Genomic DNA, 16,907 nt, shown 5'->3' on the forward strand with positions numbered 1-16,907 from the left:
GCCCGAGACGGATCAAATGGATAATGTGCGCCACTCAAACAGGGGCGCAGTCCGGCCGGTGTGCCGGACAATTCGAATGAATGCAGGAAAAAGACACGCATGTCCGATATATTTCGTGAAGTCGATGAAGACATCCGCCAGGAAAAGTACCGTCGGCTTTGGGACCGCTTCGGTCTGTGGATCATCGGTGTTGCGGTCCTGATCGTGGTTGGCACGGGCGGCTATCGCGGCTGGCTCTACTGGCAGGAGACGCAGTCCCAGACTTCCGGGGACATGTTCTTCGAAGCGGTGCAGCTGTCCGAAGCCGGGAAATACGACGAAGCCGCCACGCTTTATGATCAGCTCGACTCGGCCACCGGCGGTTATCCCGCTCTGGCGAGGTTCCGCAAGGCGACGGATCTGGCGAACGCGGGCCAGACGGAAGAGGCGCTTGCGGAATTCGATGCCCTGGCTGCCGAAAGTGGCCTCATGGAAGGAATGAAGGATGTCGCCGCCCTTCGTGCCGGATATCTCGTTGTCGACATGGAAGATTACACCAGCGTTGCCGACCGTGTGGAAGGACTGACGGGAGACACCGGACCCTTCCGGGCAGCTGCGCGGGAACTTCTTGCTCTGAGTGCCTGGAAAAACGGCGATATTGAAACCGCCCGTCAATGGATCGCCGCGATTGAGGAAGATCCTGAGACGCCGGTCGATCTAAACCGCCGGGTGGCGCTCCTGGCCGATGTGATTCGCGCCAAGAACGGCGACACGAACGCGGACAGTGAAGGAAACAACTAGGTGATTTTTGCGACCGTTTCTTCCAGCCGGCGCGGCCTGTTGGGTGTACTGGCACTGTCTCTGGCGCTCACCGGCTGCGGTTCGATGAGCGAATTCGCAGACAGCGTGAATCCTTTCAGCCGCGAGAAGACCCTGCCGGGCGACCGTCAGCCGGTATTCGACGGAGCGGATCCGGCGACCCAGGCGCTTGGCCAGAGCGCAAAGATCGGTCCGGCGACCGGCGGACAAAGCTGGACCACTGCCGGTGGCGGTCTGACCAACGATCCCGGCAATGTGGCCGTCTCCGTGTCCGGCAACAGGGCCTGGCGCGCGCAGGTGGGATCCTCCGGACGCGGTATCACCTCCTCAGCGCTGAGGATTTCGGCCCGTCCCGTCAGCGACGGCAGCCGGATCTATATCTATAAGCCGAACGGCGAAGTAGTCGCCCTGTCGACGGGTGGAGCTCGCCAGTGGACCCAGAACCTGCGGCCGGAAGGCGAACGCGACATCGGGCCGGGGGGCGGCGTCGCCGTCGACGGCGGTGTGGTCTATGCGGCCACCAGCTACAGGCAGCTTGCCGCGCTTGAGGCCGGGTCCGGTCGTGTGATCTGGAAGACCGACCTGGACACGCCTGCGCGCGGCGCACCGGTGGCCGGTGCCGGGCATGTGTTCGTGGTCTCTCAGTCCAACGAGGTTTATGCGCTCTCCCAGTCCGATGGCAGCCTTGCCTGGACCTATGCCGGGATCGAGGAAACCGCAGGGCTTCTGTCCGCCGCCAATCCGGCGATCTCGGGCAACCGGGTGATCGTCCCGTTCTCCTCCGGGGAAATCATGGCAATCAACATCAAGACCGGTGAACCCGAATGGGTGGACGGCGTGTCGCGCGGCTTCCGCACGCTTGCCCTGTCGGGCCTGGCGGATGTCTCGGCAAGCCCTGTCGTGTCGGGCAACACGGTCTATGCGACCGGGGTCGCCGGCCGTACGGTCGCGGTGGATGCCCGCAACGGACAGCGCAAATGGGAACAGGATCTTGGCAGCGTTCACACGCCCGTCGTGTCCGGCAGCACGCTGTTCATGGTGGATCTGGATGACCGGATGGTGGCGCTCAGCCTGAAGTCCGGGGAAACCCTCTGGGCGACGCCCTTGCCGCGCCCGGAAAAGAAGAAACGTCGCCGCAACTGGGCGGGTCCCGTTCTGGCCAATGGAAGCCTTGTGGCGTTTTCCAGCGACGGGCAGGTGGCTCTCGTGGATGCGGCCTCCGGCAAGATCATGTTGAGCCAGCGCACCAATACGGACGTCTATGTGACGCCGATCGTGGCGGGGGGACGTGTGATCGTTCTGACCGGCAGTGACGGCGTCGCCGCATTTAACTAGCTTTTGGAGTACGCGAGTCCACAGGGACTCGGAGAGGCTGCTCCGGCATTTTTAAATCGATCGGATTTCTGCTTTCATGCGCTCTCGCATGAAAGCGGGCTGATCTCAGGCCGGGCCCTTCGGGAGGCCCGCCATCAGGAGTAATTGCAGTGGGCGCTACAGTCGCCATTATCGGACGGCCGAATGTCGGCAAGTCCACCTTGTTCAATCGGCTGGTCGGCAAACGACTGGCTCTGGTTGACGACACCCCCGGCGTGACGCGCGACCGGCGGCCGGGCGATGCCCGCCTGGGCGACCTGCGCTTCACCATCATCGACACGGCGGGCCTCGAAGACGCGGACATGAGCACGCTGGCGGGTCGCATGCGCCGTCAGACGGAGGAAGCCATCGAAACGGCGGATGCGGTTCTCTTCGTGATCGATGCCCGGGCCGGGATCACGCCGCTGGATGCCCATTTCGCCGATGTCGCGCGCAAGACGACCCGTCCGGTGATCCTGCTCGCCAACAAGGCGGAAGGACGGGCAGGCGAAAGCGGCCTGTATGAATCCTATTCGCTGGGTCTGGGCGAACCGATCGCCATTTCCGCCGAGCACGGCGAGGGTCTGGCGGATCTCTACGAGGCGCTGAAGCCGCATGTGGACCGGATTACCGAGGAAGAGGACGCAAGACGCGAAGAGGCGATCACCAACGTCGATGTCGACGAGGATGGCGAGATTGTCGGCGAGGAGGATCCTGTCGGCACTCTGGACCGGCCGTTGCGGGTGGCGATCGTCGGTCGGCCGAATGCGGGCAAGTCCACCTTGATCAACAAGATGCTCGGCGAAGATCGCATGCTGACCGGCCCGGAAGCCGGCATCACGCGCGATTCCATTTCCGTCGACTGGACCTGGCGCGACAGGCACATCAAGCTGTTCGACACCGCCGGCATCCGCCGCAAGGCGCGTGTGCAGGAAAAACTCGAGAAGCTCTCCGTCGCCGACGCCCTTCGTGCGATCAAGTTCGCCGAAGTCGTGGTGGTGACGCTGGACGCCACCATGTCCTTCGAGAAGCAGGACCTTCAGATCATCGACCTCGTCGCCCGCGAAGGCCGCGCCCTGGTGATCGCGATCAACAAGTGGGATCTGGTCGAGGACCGGGAAGCGGCCTGGAAGAAGATCCGCGACGCCAACGAACGCTATTTCAACCAGATTCGCGGTGTCCAGATCGCGACCCTGTCCGGCCTTCAGGGGCAGGGCATCGACAGGATGGTCGAAAGCATTTTCACGGCCTATGAAGCCTGGAATTCGCGTGTCTCCACCTCCAAGCTCAATCGCTGGCTGGAACGGGTGACGGTCAACCATCCGCCGCCGGCTGTCGCCGGGCGCCGCGTGCGTCTGCGCTACATGACGCAGGCGAAAACCCGTCCGCCGCATTTCGTGGTCTTCTGTTCCCGGCCGGAACAGCTGCCGGAGAGCTATACCCGCTATCTGGTCAATACGTTGAGGGCCACCTTCAACATACACGGCACACCGATCCGCCTGTCCTACCGCAAAGGCGAAAACCCTTACGCGATCAAGAAAAAGCGGAAAATCCAGTAGCCGCCGGGTGCGCTTTGTTTCGAACGTTCACGCAAAAGCTGTCCGCCTGTCCCTGAACAGCTTTTCCTCCGCCAAAACTCTTTGAAGGAACTCTTTTGATGTCACAAGAACGGCTTGATTTCGCCGAAACCCTGAGCCGTAAGGCAGGTGAGCTCGGATTGGAATATTTCCGCAAGCTGGACACCTTGACGGTGACGCAGAAGGGCCACCAGGATCTCGTCTCCGAAGCCGACCGGAATGTGGAAACGCTCATTCGCGGCGAGATCGCCAAGGCTTATCCGCAAGACGCCATTCTGGGCGAGGAACACGGCATGGAAGAGGGCACCTCAGGCTACACCTGGGTGACCGATCCCATCGACGGAACGGCGAATTTCGTCGCCGGTATCCCGCAGTGGTGCGTGATCATCGCCTGTGTGTACCAGGGACAGGTGATTGCCGGCGTCATCCACGATCCGGTGTCGAATGAAACCTTCAAGGCTGCCGCCGGTCACGGGGCGTTTCTCAACGGCAAACCGATAAAGGCCTCGGACAGCCAGAGCCTTTCCAACGGCTCTGTCGGGGTCGGGTTCAACGGCCGCTCCGCGGTGACCGACGCGGTGAATGTGGTTGGCGCCCTGGTTTCCAAGGGCGGCGTCTTCTTCCGCAATGCGTCCGGCGGCCTCATGCTTGCCTATGCCGCGTCCGGCCGCCTCATCGGCTATGTGGAATCCCACATGAATGCCTGGGACTGCCTTGCCGGCATGCTGATCACCAGCGAAGCGGGCGGGAAGGTCATGGAACAGGACATCGACCGCGTCCTGACGCACGGTGCCCGCGTGGTCGTCGGAGCGCCCGGTGTCTTCAACGATCTGCAGGAAATCGCCGACAGCTCCTTCGCCCCCTTCGAAGCGGCCTGACCGGAAAACCGGACGCTCCGGGATCAAACGTGCTGGTCGACAGGGATCGGGTTTCCATCCGGGTCGACCGGCATGCAGCTGGCGCCGCCGCTGCCCGTCTCATCCGGTTACAAGGCGAAGCTTTGGCCTTTGGCCTTGCGGCTCCCGCACGTCCGGAAAATCCCTGAGAGTCTGTCCGTCCGGATCCCGGCCCGCATTGAAGCCGGAATGCTGTTGTCAAACATGCCTTCTAGGCGGCCGATGAGCGTGTCGCATTCCTGAAAAACGTGAGAGGGGAGGCGGGCCTCAGCGCTGCGCCCACTCATGGCTGACCCGATCGAAAAGCCGGCCCGTTTCCAGGACATCCGGTTTCACCAGGTTCAGCAGGTCTTGCGCGACGACTTCAGGGCTCGGCAGGTTTTCGGGAATCTCGCCCGGCATGGCCTTGGCGCGCAGGCCTGTGCGGGTCGGGCCCGGATCCGCCAGATTGATCTTCATCGCGGTCTGAAGGCTTTCATTCGCCCAGGTCCTGGCCATGGCTTCAACCGCTGCCTTGCTGGTGGCCTGCAGGCCCCAGAACGCGGTGCAGGTCTGTGCCTGCACGGCAGTCAGGAACAGCGCCCTGCCGGCGTCCGACTGGCGCAGCAGCGGGTCCAGCGAACGGATCAACCGCCAGTTGGCGGTCACATTCACCGCCAGGACCTTTTCGAAGTCCTTCGGGCTGATATGGCCGAGCGGTGACAGGACGCCGAGCATGCCGGCGTTGCCGACTAGGATGTCGAGTTTTTTCCAGCGTTCGTAAATTGCCGCGCCAAGCCGGTCGAGCGCATCGAAATCGGTCAGGTCGACCGGAACCAGAGTCGTCTGGCCACCCGCGGCCTGGATTTCGTCGTCCAGGTCCTCAAGGCCACCGACCGTGCGTGCCAGGGCGATGACATGTGCGCCGCGCGCGCCAAGCTGTTTGGCGACCTGATAGCCAATACCACGGGATGCGCCCGTCACCAGGGCGATCCGGTCTTCGAAGTCTTTTTCCATCGGCTGTCTCTTGGGTCCGGTTTCTTTCGTGGAAAAAATTCCGGTTGATCTTTTTGACGCAGCAAACACCCGGCCGGAGGTGACCGGATCGGGTGTCTGCTGTTCGGTTGAAGGGGGCTGGAGCAACCTCGTCTGCGGTCGGCCGAACGCGATATGCTCCGTGTCTCGGGTCATTTCGCCGTCGATTGTGAGGTCTCGCCCTAGCCGACTTCCACCAGTCGCGGCGGACGGATGAAGTCCTGCTCTCCGGAAAGATCCGTCAGCGGTGTCGGATAGTCTCCGGTGAAGCAGTGATCGGTGAACTGCGGGTTCTCATTGTCGCGGCCCTCATAGCCCATGGCCTTGTAGATGCCGTCCACGGACAGGAAGGCCAGCGTATCGGCACCGATATAGGCGCGCATTTCCTCCAGGCCGTATTTGGCGGCCAGCAGCTTTTCGCGCACGGGCGTGTCGATGCCGTAATAATCGGAATAGCGGATCGGCGGACTGGCCAGCCGGAAGTGCACTTCTTTGGCTCCGGCGTCGCGCATCATCTGAACGATTTTGACGGATGTGGTGCCGCGCACCAGACTGTCGTCGACGAGCACGACACGTTTGCCTTCGATCTGAGCGCGGTTGGCCGAATGTTTCATCTTCACGCCGAGTGCACGGATCTGCTGGGTCGGCTCGATGAATGTGCGCCCGACATAGTGGTTGCGGATAATGCCCAGTTCGAAGGGCACGCCGCTTTCCTGACTATAGCCGATGGCGGCAGGAACACCGCTGTCGGGCACCGGGACGATGACATCCGCGGCCACCTGGGTTTCCCGGGCAAGTTGCCTGCCCATTTCCCGGCGCACGTCATAGACGCTGCGGCCGCCGACGATGGAATCGGGGCGCGAGAAATAGATGTATTCGAAAATGCACGGCCGGGCGGTGTGCTTGCCGAACGGGAAGAAGGATTCGATACCGGTCGGGGAACAGACGATAACCTCGCCGTTCTCGACTTCGCGGATGAATTTCGCGCCGATGATGTCGAGTGCGCAGGTCTCGGAGGCCAGGATCGGGGCGCCGTTGAGATCTCCCAGAACCAGCGGCCGGATCCCGAGCGGATCGCGTGCGCCGATCAGTTTCTTGGCCGTCAGGGCGACCAGCGAAAAGGCGCCTTCCATCTGGTTGATCGCCTCGATGAAACGGTCGACGATCTTGTTCTTGCGGGAGCGGGCGACGAGCTGGAGAACGACTTCCGAATCCGAGGTCGACTGGCAGATCGCCCCGTCGCGGATCAATTGCCGGCGCAAGGTGAGGGCATTGGTGAAATTGCCGTTGTGGCATACGGCGATGCCGCCGCCGTCAAGTTCGGCGAACAGGGGCTGGACGTTGCGCAGGATCGTCTCGCCGGTTGTGGAATACCGCACGTGCCCGACGGCGGCCATGCCGCTCAGGCGGCCGATCGTCTCCGCGTCGGAGAAATGATCCCCCACGAGCCCGAGATGCCGTTCCGCCCGGAACTGCTCGTTGTCGTAGGTAACGATCCCGGCCGCTTCCTGGCCCCTGTGCTGAAGGGCATGCAGGCCGAGGGCTGTCAGGGCGCTGGCATCCTCGTGACCCAGAATGCCAAACACGCCGCACTCTTCGCGCAGCGTGTCATCATTGATGTCAAACGGTTCATGCAAGTCGGCTCCGCCGTTCATGGCGAACACTCCTTCGTTCCGGCCGGCGGGGAGGGACGGCCTAGATCAGATTTTCAGCATTCCCGGACGCGCTGCCTGACCGCGTCAATTACTGTCCGTCGTCAGTTGTTCAAGTCCCTGGCGCTCGGTATCGCTGTAGGCCGGTTCTTCAGCCGGCGTGGCAGTGGTGCTGCCACTCAGGTTGTTTTCGCGGATCTTGTCAAGGATTGCCTTTTCCGGATCTTCCGGAAGCACGGCGACCACACGCTCGCCGATGGACAGGAGAATTGGCCGCGATTTGGCATTCAGCACCCAGCCGGGCTGTTGCTCGGGCTGGACAAACCAGTTGAAGAACATCATCGCCACCACGACCAGAAGCAGTCCGCGCACGGCACCGAAGACAAAGCCCAGTGTCCGGTCCAGGGCTCCGATGCGGCTGTCCAGCACGAAATCGGAGATCCTCATGGTGATATAGCTCACGACGATCAGCGTGACCAGAAAGACGGCTGCGGCAGATACGCCGATGGCGACCAGATCGTGCGGTATATATTGTTTCGCATAGGGGAGCACCCGCTCGTAGAGCAGAAAGGCCGCTGCCGCCGCCGCAACCCAGGAGACAATGGAAAGCACTTCCCGGACAAATCCGCGGATCATCGCGAGGACCGCCGAAATGAACATGATGACCAAGAGCAGTCCGTCCAGCAGCGTTATCGGCATGTTCCTGAAAAATCCTCTTCTGGCGCTCGATCGCGAGCGGAAACCTTCAGTTCGAACTCGTGTCCATCATGCGTCAACTTTCCCCCGAGGTACCAGCCTCGACCGAGAGTTTGGCGACAAAGTCCCCAAGTTCCGCCAATCCGGTCGTCCGGAAGGACGACGTGCTGTCCTTCAGATTGCCTTCCGGGCAATAGGCCTGATCGAAGCCGAGTTTCTCCGCTTCCTTCAGTCTGGATTGGGCCTGGGCCACCGGCCGGATGGCCCCGGACAGACTGACTTCGCCGAAATAGACGCAATTGGCCGGAAGGGCAAGTCCGCTGAGTGAAGAGATCAGGGCGGCCGCCACGGCAAGATCGGCTCCCGGCTCGTTGATTTTCAGGCCGCCGGCGACATTCAGGTAGACATCGTGCTGGGAAAAGCGGACGCCGCAGCGGGCTTCCAGCACCGCCAGGATCATCGACAGGCGTGCGCTGTCCCAGCCGATCACCGCCCGGCGGGGCGTCCCCAGGGACGACTGGGCCACCAGAGCCTGGATCTCGATCAGCAGCGGGCGCGAGCCTTCCAGGCCGGCGAACACCGCCGCTCCCGGGGCGCTGGAGTTCCGGTCGCCCAGAAACAGGGCCGACGGGTTGGGAACTTCCACAAGGCCCTTGCCGGTCATTTCGAAGACGCCGATTTCATCCGTGGCGCCGAAGCGGTTCTTGACCGAGCGCAGGATACGATACTGGTGCGCCCCGTCGCCCTCGAAATAGAGCACCGCATCCACCATGTGCTCGACCACCCGCGGGCCGGCGATCTGGCCGTCCTTGGTCACATGGCCGACGAGCACCATGGTCGTGCCGTTCTTCTTGGCATACCGCACCATGGCCTGCGCCGAGGCGCGCACCTGGGTGACCGTGCCCGGTGGCGACTCGACCTTGTCCGTCCATAGTGTCTGGACGGAATCCAGGATCAGCAGGGCAGGGGCGGTATCGGATTCGAGCGTCGCCAGAATGTCCTCGACGCTTGTTTCGGCCGCAAGCGAGACGGGAGCCTCCGCAAGGCCGAGCCTTTCGGCCCGGAGCCGCACCTGGCCGACGGCCTCTTCGCCGGAGATATAGACAGTCTTGTGTCCCAGGCTGGCAAGCTGGGCCGCGGCCTGGATCAGCAGCGTGGATTTGCCGATTCCCGGATCGCCACCCACCAGCAGCGCCGAGCCTCGAACGAACCCGCCTCCGGTCACCCGGTCGAGCTCGGGCACTTCCGTCCTGATGCGCGCGGCTTCCTTGGCATCTCCGGTCAGTCCGACCAGCGGAATGACCCGGCCCTTGCTACGCGCGGCCCGGCCCGGCCCGCCGCCGATCCCGCCGCCCGTCTGCTCTTCGACGATACTGTTCCATTCACCGCAGGATTCGCAGCGTCCGGCCCACTTGGCGGAAACCGCCCCGCAGGATTGACAGACATAGGACGAGGGCCGCCGGGCCATGAACCGTAGCTCCGATCAGGTAAGAGGGGCGTAGACACGTTCGAAGCGCCGCCCGAGACTTGTCAGATATTCGTAATCGATGGTCTCCGCATAAGCCGCAAGATCCGAAGCCGCAACATTCGGTCCCAGCATTTCCACAAGGGCGCCCCTTTGGAGAAGCTCCTGAGGCACATCGGTCACATCAAGGGTGATCATGTCCATGGAAATGCAGCCCAGGATGGGGGCTCTGTAACCGCCGATCATGGCAAAGCCGCCGGGCCGTTCGTCCGAGGAGCTGGCACGGCGCAGCATGCCGTCGGCGTAGCCGGCCGAGACCACGGCGTTCCTGAGGGGGCGTGTGGCCGTCTGGCGGGCGCCGTAGCCGATGGTATCACCCTCGGGCACATCGCGCACGAGCATGATGCGTGCTTCGACCCTGGCCACCGGCCGCATGGTATTGGCCTGGGTATCGATTGCCTGCCCGCCATAGAGCGCGATGCCCGGCCGGACGAGATCGAAATGAAAGTCGGAGCCCATCAGAATGCCGGCGGAATTTGCCAGGGAGCGCGGGATCTGCGGGAAGGGAGCCGTGATCTCGCGGAAGAGGTCGAGCTGTCGCCGGTTCATCGGATGGGCGGGGACTGAACCGCAGGCCAGATGACTCATGACCAGCGACGGGACAAACGGCCCGAGCAGGTCGCTGTCGGCCATCGCGGCCGAAAATTCGGCCGGGGACAGGCCGAGACGGTGAATGCCCGTGTCGACATGGACCGCGGCCGGGAGGTTTTGCCCGGCGGCCTTGCAGATGTGCGCCCAGTCGCGAAGTTCGCAAAACGAACCCAGAACGGGTCGGATATGGTGCCGGACAAAATGATCCTCGGTTCCCGGAAAAAGGCCGTTGAGAACATATATGACCGCCTGCGGCAGCTGCGCGCGCAAGGCGATCGCCTCGGTCGCGACCGCGACAAAGAACGTTCTGCATCCTGCTTCGAACAGCGCCTGTCCGGCCCGCTCCTGGCCCAGACCATAGGCATCCGCCTTGATGGCCGCGGCACATTCGGTCCGGCTGTCCACCTTGCCGTTCAATTCGGTCCAGTTCGCCGCAAGGGCTTCCAGATCGATGGTCAGGCGTCCGCCGTACAGGTCGGAGGGGAAGGGGGGAGGTTCTGGGATGGACACGGTAGGAATGCTGCTCCAGTCAGGCGGGATGACGTTGAATCGCTGTGGAGTTTATCGCAAGAAACGGGGACTTCGCCAATTCCGAAAACAAGCCGGCCGCGGCCTTTGAGCGCGCGGTCCTTTTTTCAACGCGCCGCGGGGACGATGCGTATCCTGTCGGCGGTATCCTATTCGTAGCGCTCGGGCAGGTGCTCGTCCTCGGCCAGATCGGAGAAGCGGGTGAATTCGCCCTGGAAGTGCAGATAAGCCGTACCGGTCGGTCCGTGACGCTGCTTGGCGATGATCACTTCCGCCTTGCCCTTGGCCGCATCGTGCTTGGCTTCCCAGGCCGCATATTCCGGAGAGCCGATTTCCGGTTCGGTCTTGGAAAGGTAATATTCCTCGCGATAAACGAACAGGATCACGTCGGCGTCCTGCTCGATCGAGCCCGATTCACGCAGATCCGACATCATCGGCCGCTTGTCATCGCGCGATTCCACCTGTCTGGAGAGCTGGGACAGGGCGATGATGGGAACGTTGAGTTCCTTGGCCAGCGCCTTCAGGTTCGTCGTGATTTCGGTGATTTCCTGAACCCGGTTGCCGGAGTTCTTGGCGGAGCCGGAGAGCAGCTGAATATAGTCGACCACCAGCAGGTCGAGCCCGCGCTGGCGCTTCAGCCGCCTTGCCTTGGACACAAGTGCAGCGATGGAAATGCCACCGGTCTGGTCAACATGCAAAGGTACCGTCTGCATGGTCTGGGCGCAGGCCGCCAGCTTTTCGAATTCGGCCTCGGTGATATCGCCGCGCCGGATCTTGGACGACGAGATTTCCGCCTGCTCGGAAATGATACGCGTTGCGAGCTGTTCGGCGGACATTTCCAGCGAGAAAAAGCCGACCACGCCACCGTTGACGGTCTCCAGGCTGCCGTCGGGCCGTTCTTCCGCCTTGTAGGACTGGGCGATATTATAGGCGATATTGGTTGCCAGCGAGGTCTTGCCCATGGCGGGCCGCCCGGCCAGAACGATCAGATCCGAGGACTGCAGCCCGCCCATCAGCCGGTCGAGTTCGCGCAGGCCCGTGGAGATGCCGGAGAGCGCACCTTCGCGGTTGTAGGCGGCATGGGCCATCTCGATGGTTTCCGACAAGGCGTCGCTGAATGAGACGAAGCCGCCTTCGGTGCGGCCGGTTTCTGCCAGCTCGAACAGTCGGCGCTCGGCGTCGTCAATCTGCTGGGTCGGCGGCACGTCGATCGGCGCATCATAGGCGATGTTGACCATGTCCTCGCCGATGCGGATCAGGTTGCGGCGGATGGCCAGATCATAGATCGCGCGGCCGTAATCCTCCGCATTGATGATCGACGCCGCGTCGCCGGCAAGGCGCAGCAGAAACTGGGTGGCCGACAGGTCGGCGATCTTCGCGGAGGCCGGATAGAATGTCTTCAGCGTGACCGGAGACGCGGTCTTGCCTGCCCGGATGAGATGGGAAATCTTTTCGTAGACATCCTGGTGGGGCGGAACGAAAAAATGGTGCGGCTCGAGAAAGTCGGAGACCCGGTAGAACGTCTCGTTGTTCACCAGGATCGCACCCAGAAGCTGCCGTTCCGCCTCCGCGTTGTGCGGGGCGAGGCGCTGGATATCCTCTTCCGTTTCGACCTTCTTCAGTTTGCCGTTCATTTCGTCCCCCGATGACCCGATTTCTTTCGGAATACCCTCAGACGGTAACAGGCTCAAGGTTCAAAAAGTGCTCTTTCTGATTCACGCTGACATCCACAGATCAGCGGGGATAGAATCGAATCCCGCTTGACTCGAAAGGCCGTTGTGGACTCAAGGCGCTAGGTCTTAGCTATTGAAATTGCAGATATTTTTGGAGTGATGAATAGACGGTTAAGGATTAGCCATGGGTTTCAATGCCTTGCGGCGGAGATTGAAATTCCCGGATTAGCCCGGGTGCCGGACGGGGAGGAAAAGTTGCCGGCAAAATAAAAACGGCGCTGCAGGCAGCGCCGTTCAAATTTAGCCGGGTCCGATAAGTGAAGAGATTACTCTTCCTTGTCGCCGACAGTTTCTTCGACGGCCTCGGCGGCGTCGTCATCGCCTTCGGCCTCGGTTTCGTCTTCTTCTTCTTCTTCAAATTCGAAGACGTCCATTTCCGGAGTGGTCAGATCCTCACCGGCAGCCTGGCGGATTGCCTCGTCCGCGGAGCGGGCGACGTTGATCGTCACGGAGACTTCAACTTCCGGGTGGAGCCGGATCAGGACGCTGTGCAGACCGATCGTCTTGATCGGGTTGCGCAGTTCGACCTGGCTGCGGGCAACGCTGAAGCCTTCGGCGGTCAGGCCATCGGCAATATCGCGTGTGGAAACCGAACCATAGAGCTGACCGGTTTCACCGGCAGAGCGGATCATGGTCAGGCTTTCACCGTCGAGCTTGGAAGCAACGGCCTCGGCTTCGCTCTTGCGCTCCAGGTTCCGGGCTTCAAGCTGCGCACGCTCGTTCTGGAAACGCTCCAGGTTGGCCTTGTTGGCGCGCAGCGCCTTGCCCTGCGGCAGAAGGAAGTTACGGGCGTAGCCGTCGCGAACGCGCACGGTGTCGCCCATCTGGCCGAGTTTGGCGATACGCTCAAGAAGGATAACTTGCATTGTATTTCTCCGACTGTCCCACCGTTGGCGGTGGTTAGAGGCCGTTTGCCCGCGGCCCCAATTCGGGTCTCCCGGAAAGATCCGGGAGAAGGCGTCTCCAGAGACGGGAGATGCTTAGCTGATCAGGAAAGGCAGCAGGCCGAGCAGGCGGGCGCGCTTGATCGCACGGGCCAGTTCACGCTGCTTTCTCGCAGAAACCGCGGTGATGCGGCTCGGAACGATCTTGCCGCGCTCGGAAATGTAGCGCTGCAGGAGACGGATGTCCTTGTAGTCGATCTTCGGTGCGTTGGAACCGGAGAACGGGCAGGTCTTCCGGCGACGGAAGAAAGGACGGCGGCTCGGAAGCTGTGCAACATCAACCATGATCAATTACTCCCCTTCTGCACGGCGCGGAGGACGGCTGCCACCCGGGCGGTCGCCACGATCACCTCTGTCACGAGGTCCGTCACCGCGACCGCCACGGCGGTCGTCACGGTCACGCTTCTGCATCATCGCGGACGGTTCTTCGTCCAGTTCGTCGACGCGGAAGGTCATGAAACGCAGGATATCTTCGCTCAGACCCATCTGGCGTTCCATCTCGGCAACCGCTGCATGCGGAGCGTCGATGTTCATCAGGGTGTAATGAGCCTTGCGGTTCTTCTTGATACGGTAGGCGAGGGATCGCAGACCCCAGGTCTCTACCTTGCCGACAGTACCGCCAGCGCCTTCGATGAGGCCCTTGTACTGTTCGACGAGTTGTTCGACCTGCTGGGCCGAAACGTCCTGGCGTGCCAGGAATACGTGCTCGTAAAGAGGCATGAAACAAGCCTTTCTTCGTGTTGACAACGCAGGGCTGGCGCAGAGCCTCCTCGCAGCTTCGGAAAGGCACGAGAATTCTAACGAGAGCGGGAACACGGGAAGTCGGATCTTTTCAGGGATCCTGGCTCAAAGCCCTTCCGTTCAGCCCCCGGCCATACCCCGGATGAAGCGCGCTCTATACTCCGTTTCAGGGAAAATGCAAGCGCAATCGGCCAAATAACCAGGGAACCGCTGTGCACTGATCTGAGCGCTGCCTTTTGCCGGAATGCGGCCCGGAAGCGCGCTTTTGCAGGACAGTGTGTGTCGGGGTCTCATATAAGCATGGAAGCGGGAATGCCGGTTTTTGGATGCAGGCGGCGTGGAAACCGCGTAAAAGGGCTTGAATTTGCAATTGATTGAACGCTGGGCCTTGACAGTCCGGGCAAGAGCGTATCATAGCCTCGCGCCAAGTTCGACATGCGGCCCCGAGCGGTTCGCTGCGCCGCTTTCAATCGAAGCCGAAGATCTTTTGCCCTAGGGCGGGGATTTCACACGTGTCACGGAGGCGTTTTCCAGATGACCATCGCATTCACCTTTCCCGGACAGGGGAGCCAGAGTGTCGGTATGGGCAAGATCCTTGCCGATACCTACCCGGAAGCGAAAGCCGTCTTCGACGAAGTGGATGAAGCGCTCAATCAGAAGCTCTCCGAAATCATGTGGAGCGGGCCTGAGGATGCGCTGACGCTGACGGCCAATGCCCAGCCGGCGCTCATGGCTGTCAGCCTTGCCACCATGCGCGTCCTGGAATCCAGAGGCTTCGATCTGTCCGCCAGCGCTGCCTATGTTGCCGGGCATTCTCTGGGAGAATACTCCGCACTCGCGGCTGCCGGCAGTCTCGACATCGCGACCGCCGCGCGGTTGCTGCGCGTGCGCGGTGACGCAATGCAGAACGCTGTTCCGGTCGGCCAGGGGGCAATGGCTGCTCTTCTGGGGCTGGATTTCGACGTTGTGGTGGAAGTTGCCGCGGCTGCGGCCCAGGGCGAAGTCTGCCAGGCGGCCAACGACAATGCACCGGGCCAGGTGGTCGTCTCCGGTCACGTGGCCGCTGTCGAACGCGCCATCGAGATTGCCAAGGCCAAGGGGGCCCGCCGCGCCGTGCTGCTTCCGGTCAGCGCGCCGTTCCACTGCGCGCTGATGGCGCCTGCCGCCGACAAGATGGCCGAAGCGCTCGCCAATGCGGAAATCCGCACCCCGGTGGTTCCGCTGGTGGCCAATGTCATCGCCGGTCCGATTACCGATCCGGGCGAAATCCGGGGGCGGCTCGTGGATCAGGTGACCGGCACCGTGCGCTGGCGCGAAAGCATCACCTGGCTTGCGCAGAACGGCGTCGACACATTTGTCGAGGTCGGAACCGGCAAGGTGCTGACCGGCATGGTCAGACGCATTCACAAGGAAGCTACCGGTCTTGCCGTCAACACGCCGGAAGATATCGACGCCCTGTTGGAAAAGATCTCCGGATAACGGACTGCGGCCTTACGCTCTAATCTCCCGCCATCGGGCTTCAAGCCCCGCTGCGGGACCCATTCAGGAACAGGGAAGGACCCCAAGATGTTCAGCTTGGAAGGGAAAAACGCTCTCGTCACCGGTGCGACCGGCGGGATCGGCGAAGCCATCGCGCGCGTGCTTCATGCGCAGGGCGCAACCGTTTCTTTGTCGGGGACCCGTGCGGAGAAGCTGGAAGCCCTTGCCGCGGATCTTGGCGCGCGCGCCTTCGTCACGCCCGCCAACCTGTCGGACCGGGAGGCCGTCGGAGCGCTGCTTGCCACGGCGGAGGAAAAGATGGGCTCCGTGGACATACTGGTCAACAATGCCGGCATTACCCGTGACAACATCTTCATGCGCATGAAGGATGAGGAATGGGATCAGGTTCTGGAGGTCAATCTGACCTCCGGCTTTCATCTGTGCCGGGCGGCGATCAAGGGCATGATGAAGCGCCGTTCCGGCCGTATCGTCGGCATTACCTCCGTTGTCGGCGTCACCGGAAATCCGGGGCAGGCCAACTATGCGGCGGCCAAGGCCGGGATGATCGGAATGTACAAGTCGCTCGCCCGCGAAGTCGCCAGCCGCAACATCACGGTCAACACCATCGCGCCGGGTTTCATCGAAACCGCGATGACCGAGGCGCTGAACGACAAACAAAAAGAATCGATTCTTGCGAATGTCCCTGCGGGCCGTTTGGGCACATCGACGGAGATTGCCGCCGCAGCGCTTTATCTTGCCAGTGACGAAGCCGCTTATGTGACCGGTCAGACGCTGCATGTGAATGGCGGCATGGCTATGATTTAAAAGGAAGTTTCGCCGAGCAGGCAAAAAGAATCCGGGCCGCTGCCATGCGGTCTGGACCGGCTGGTAAAGGGCAACAAAGTGTGTTACGAACCCGCCGATTGTTACGAATTGCGCAGTCAGGTTTGAAATTCCGTGTTCGGAATTCCGCGCCGCCTGCGCGCAGGCATCTTGTAGACAGCGATCTCCTCCCACCGCTTTCCTGGAAACCGGTCCGGGGCAGTTTCGCCAGAGATGAACAGACGAAAACTAAGGAAGTAAAAGATGAGCGATATCGCGGATCGGGTAAAGAAAATCGTCGTTGAGCACCTCGGTGTGGATGCGGAAAAGGTCGTGGAAGGCGCAAGCTTTATCGATGACCTGGGCGCAGACAGCCTTGACACCGTTGAACTGGTCATGGCGTTTGAAGAAGAATTCGGCGTGGAAATCCCGGACACCGCAGCAGAAACCATCCTGACTGTTGGCGACGCCGTCAAGTTCCTGGAAGCCAACAAGTAAGGGCTTGCCCTTCCTGGTTATGATCTGAAGATGGCGCCGGCGGGGTTTCTCCCCGCCTGG

16 protein-coding genes are annotated in these 16,907 nt (G+C 61.8%); 7 read left to right on the plus strand and 9 right to left on the minus strand.

Features of this window, described 5'->3' with window-relative positions:
- The first annotated feature begins 99 nt into the window (after positions 1 to 99).
- The 4 genes from DCO57_RS00725 (at position 100) to DCO57_RS00740 (ending at position 4,606) form a co-directional block, all read left to right on the plus strand.
- A complete protein-coding gene (locus DCO57_RS00725) occupies positions 100 to 780 on the plus strand; it encodes a tetratricopeptide repeat protein (protein WP_116696942.1) in 681 nt (226 codons plus the stop codon).
- Positions 781 to 2,133 carry a PQQ-like beta-propeller repeat protein gene (locus DCO57_RS00730; RefSeq protein WP_208977712.1) on the plus strand — a complete coding sequence of 451 codons (1,353 nt, stop codon included), beginning with the start codon at positions 781 to 783 and terminating at the stop codon, positions 2,131 to 2,133.
- A gap of 149 nt (positions 2,134 to 2,282) precedes the next feature.
- Positions 2,283 to 3,710 carry a ribosome biogenesis GTPase Der gene (gene der / locus DCO57_RS00735; RefSeq protein WP_116696943.1) on the plus strand — a complete coding sequence of 476 codons (1,428 nt, stop codon included), beginning with the start codon at positions 2,283 to 2,285 and terminating at the stop codon, positions 3,708 to 3,710.
- Between the two features lie 98 nt (positions 3,711 to 3,808).
- Positions 3,809 to 4,606, plus strand: coding sequence for an inositol monophosphatase family protein (locus tag DCO57_RS00740; RefSeq protein ID WP_116696944.1), 798 nt, complete (start codon positions 3,809 to 3,811; stop codon positions 4,604 to 4,606).
- Between the two features lie 285 nt (positions 4,607 to 4,891).
- On the opposite strand, the gene DCO57_RS00750 is transcribed toward DCO57_RS00740, so the two are convergent.
- From DCO57_RS00750 to rpsF, 9 genes are all read right to left on the minus strand, one after another.
- Positions 4,892 to 5,620 carry an SDR family NAD(P)-dependent oxidoreductase gene (locus tag DCO57_RS00750; protein ID WP_116697312.1) on the minus strand — a complete coding sequence of 243 codons (729 nt, stop codon included), beginning with the start codon at positions 5,618 to 5,620 and terminating at the stop codon, positions 4,892 to 4,894.
- Positions 5,621 to 5,820: 200 nt separating this feature from the next.
- Positions 5,821 to 7,293 carry an amidophosphoribosyltransferase gene (purF, locus tag DCO57_RS00755; protein WP_116697313.1) on the minus strand — a complete coding sequence of 491 codons (1,473 nt, stop codon included), beginning with the start codon at positions 7,291 to 7,293 and terminating at the stop codon, positions 5,821 to 5,823.
- Between the two features lie 84 nt (positions 7,294 to 7,377).
- Positions 7,378 to 7,989, minus strand: a complete 612-nt coding sequence (locus tag DCO57_RS00760) for a CvpA family protein (RefSeq protein WP_116696946.1) — start codon at positions 7,987 to 7,989, stop codon at positions 7,378 to 7,380.
- Between the two features lie 73 nt (positions 7,990 to 8,062).
- Positions 8,063 to 9,454: a DNA repair protein RadA gene (gene radA / locus DCO57_RS00765; protein ID WP_116696947.1), complete on the minus strand. Its 1,392-nt coding sequence runs from the start codon at positions 9,452 to 9,454 to the stop codon at positions 8,063 to 8,065.
- Between the two features lie 15 nt (positions 9,455 to 9,469).
- Positions 9,470 to 10,612, minus strand: a complete 1,143-nt coding sequence (gene alr, locus DCO57_RS00770; protein WP_205756047.1) for an alanine racemase — start codon at positions 10,610 to 10,612, stop codon at positions 9,470 to 9,472.
- A gap of 167 nt (positions 10,613 to 10,779) precedes the next feature.
- Entirely contained in the window at positions 10,780 to 12,264 is a 1,485-nt protein-coding gene (locus DCO57_RS00775; protein ID WP_116696948.1) for a replicative DNA helicase, read from the minus strand.
- A gap of 365 nt (positions 12,265 to 12,629) precedes the next feature.
- Positions 12,630 to 13,229, minus strand: a complete 600-nt coding sequence (rplI, locus tag DCO57_RS00780; protein ID WP_116696949.1) for a 50S ribosomal protein L9 — start codon at positions 13,227 to 13,229, stop codon at positions 12,630 to 12,632.
- 114 nt (positions 13,230 to 13,343) lie between these two features.
- Positions 13,344 to 13,592, minus strand: coding sequence for a 30S ribosomal protein S18 (gene rpsR, locus DCO57_RS00785; RefSeq protein WP_068410465.1), 249 nt, complete (start codon positions 13,590 to 13,592; stop codon positions 13,344 to 13,346).
- Positions 13,593 to 13,598: 6 nt separating this feature from the next.
- On the minus strand, positions 13,599 to 14,027 hold the full coding sequence (gene rpsF / locus DCO57_RS00790; RefSeq protein ID WP_116696950.1) for a 30S ribosomal protein S6: 429 nt from the start codon (positions 14,025 to 14,027) through the stop codon (positions 13,599 to 13,601).
- Between the two features lie 555 nt (positions 14,028 to 14,582).
- On the opposite strand from rpsF, the gene fabD reads away from it, so the two are divergent.
- The 3 genes from fabD (at position 14,583) to DCO57_RS00810 (ending at position 16,847) form a co-directional block, all read left to right on the plus strand.
- Entirely contained in the window at positions 14,583 to 15,527 is a 945-nt protein-coding gene (gene fabD / locus DCO57_RS00800) for an ACP S-malonyltransferase (protein ID WP_116696952.1), read from the plus strand.
- 87 nt (positions 15,528 to 15,614) lie between these two features.
- Positions 15,615 to 16,352, plus strand: a complete 738-nt coding sequence (gene fabG / locus DCO57_RS00805; protein WP_116696953.1) for a 3-oxoacyl-[acyl-carrier-protein] reductase — start codon at positions 15,615 to 15,617, stop codon at positions 16,350 to 16,352.
- Positions 16,353 to 16,613: 261 nt separating this feature from the next.
- Positions 16,614 to 16,847 (plus strand): acyl carrier protein, encoded by a 234-nt coding sequence (locus DCO57_RS00810; protein ID WP_008194310.1) that lies wholly within the window; start codon positions 16,614 to 16,616, stop codon positions 16,845 to 16,847.
- Positions 16,848 to 16,907: the final 60 nt, after the last annotated feature.

This window comes from Labrenzia sp. 011, from assembly GCF_003075075.1.
Taxonomy (GTDB): Bacteria; Pseudomonadota; Alphaproteobacteria; order Rhizobiales; family Stappiaceae; genus Roseibium.

Coding starts and splice junctions, on each gene's coding strand:
- DCO57_RS00725 (WP_116696942.1), top strand. CDS start 100: ATGTCCGATATATTTCGTGAAGTCGATGAAGACATCCGCCAGGAAAAG.
- DCO57_RS00740 (WP_116696944.1), top strand. CDS start 3,809: ATGTCACAAGAACGGCTTGATTTCGCCGAAACCCTGAGCCGTAAGGCA.
- DCO57_RS00750 (WP_116697312.1), bottom strand. CDS start 5,620: ATGGAAAAAGACTTCGAAGACCGGATCGCCCTGGTGACGGGCGCATCC.
- purF (WP_116697313.1), bottom strand. CDS start 7,293: ATGAACGGCGGAGCCGACTTGCATGAACCGTTTGACATCAATGATGAC.
- DCO57_RS00760 (WP_116696946.1), bottom strand. CDS start 7,989: ATGCCGATAACGCTGCTGGACGGACTGCTCTTGGTCATCATGTTCATT.
- radA (WP_116696947.1), bottom strand. CDS start 9,454: ATGGCCCGGCGGCCCTCGTCCTATGTCTGTCAATCCTGCGGGGCGGTT.
- DCO57_RS00775 (WP_116696948.1), bottom strand. CDS start 12,264: ATGAACGGCAAACTGAAGAAGGTCGAAACGGAAGAGGATATCCAGCGC.
- rplI (WP_116696949.1), bottom strand. CDS start 13,229: ATGCAAGTTATCCTTCTTGAGCGTATCGCCAAACTCGGCCAGATGGGC.
- rpsR (WP_068410465.1), bottom strand. CDS start 13,592: ATGGTTGATGTTGCACAGCTTCCGAGCCGCCGTCCTTTCTTCCGTCGC.
- rpsF (WP_116696950.1), bottom strand. CDS start 14,027: ATGCCTCTTTACGAGCACGTATTCCTGGCACGCCAGGACGTTTCGGCC.
- fabD (WP_116696952.1), top strand. CDS start 14,583: ATGACCATCGCATTCACCTTTCCCGGACAGGGGAGCCAGAGTGTCGGT.
- fabG (WP_116696953.1), top strand. CDS start 15,615: ATGTTCAGCTTGGAAGGGAAAAACGCTCTCGTCACCGGTGCGACCGGC.
- DCO57_RS00810 (WP_008194310.1), top strand. CDS start 16,614: ATGAGCGATATCGCGGATCGGGTAAAGAAAATCGTCGTTGAGCACCTC.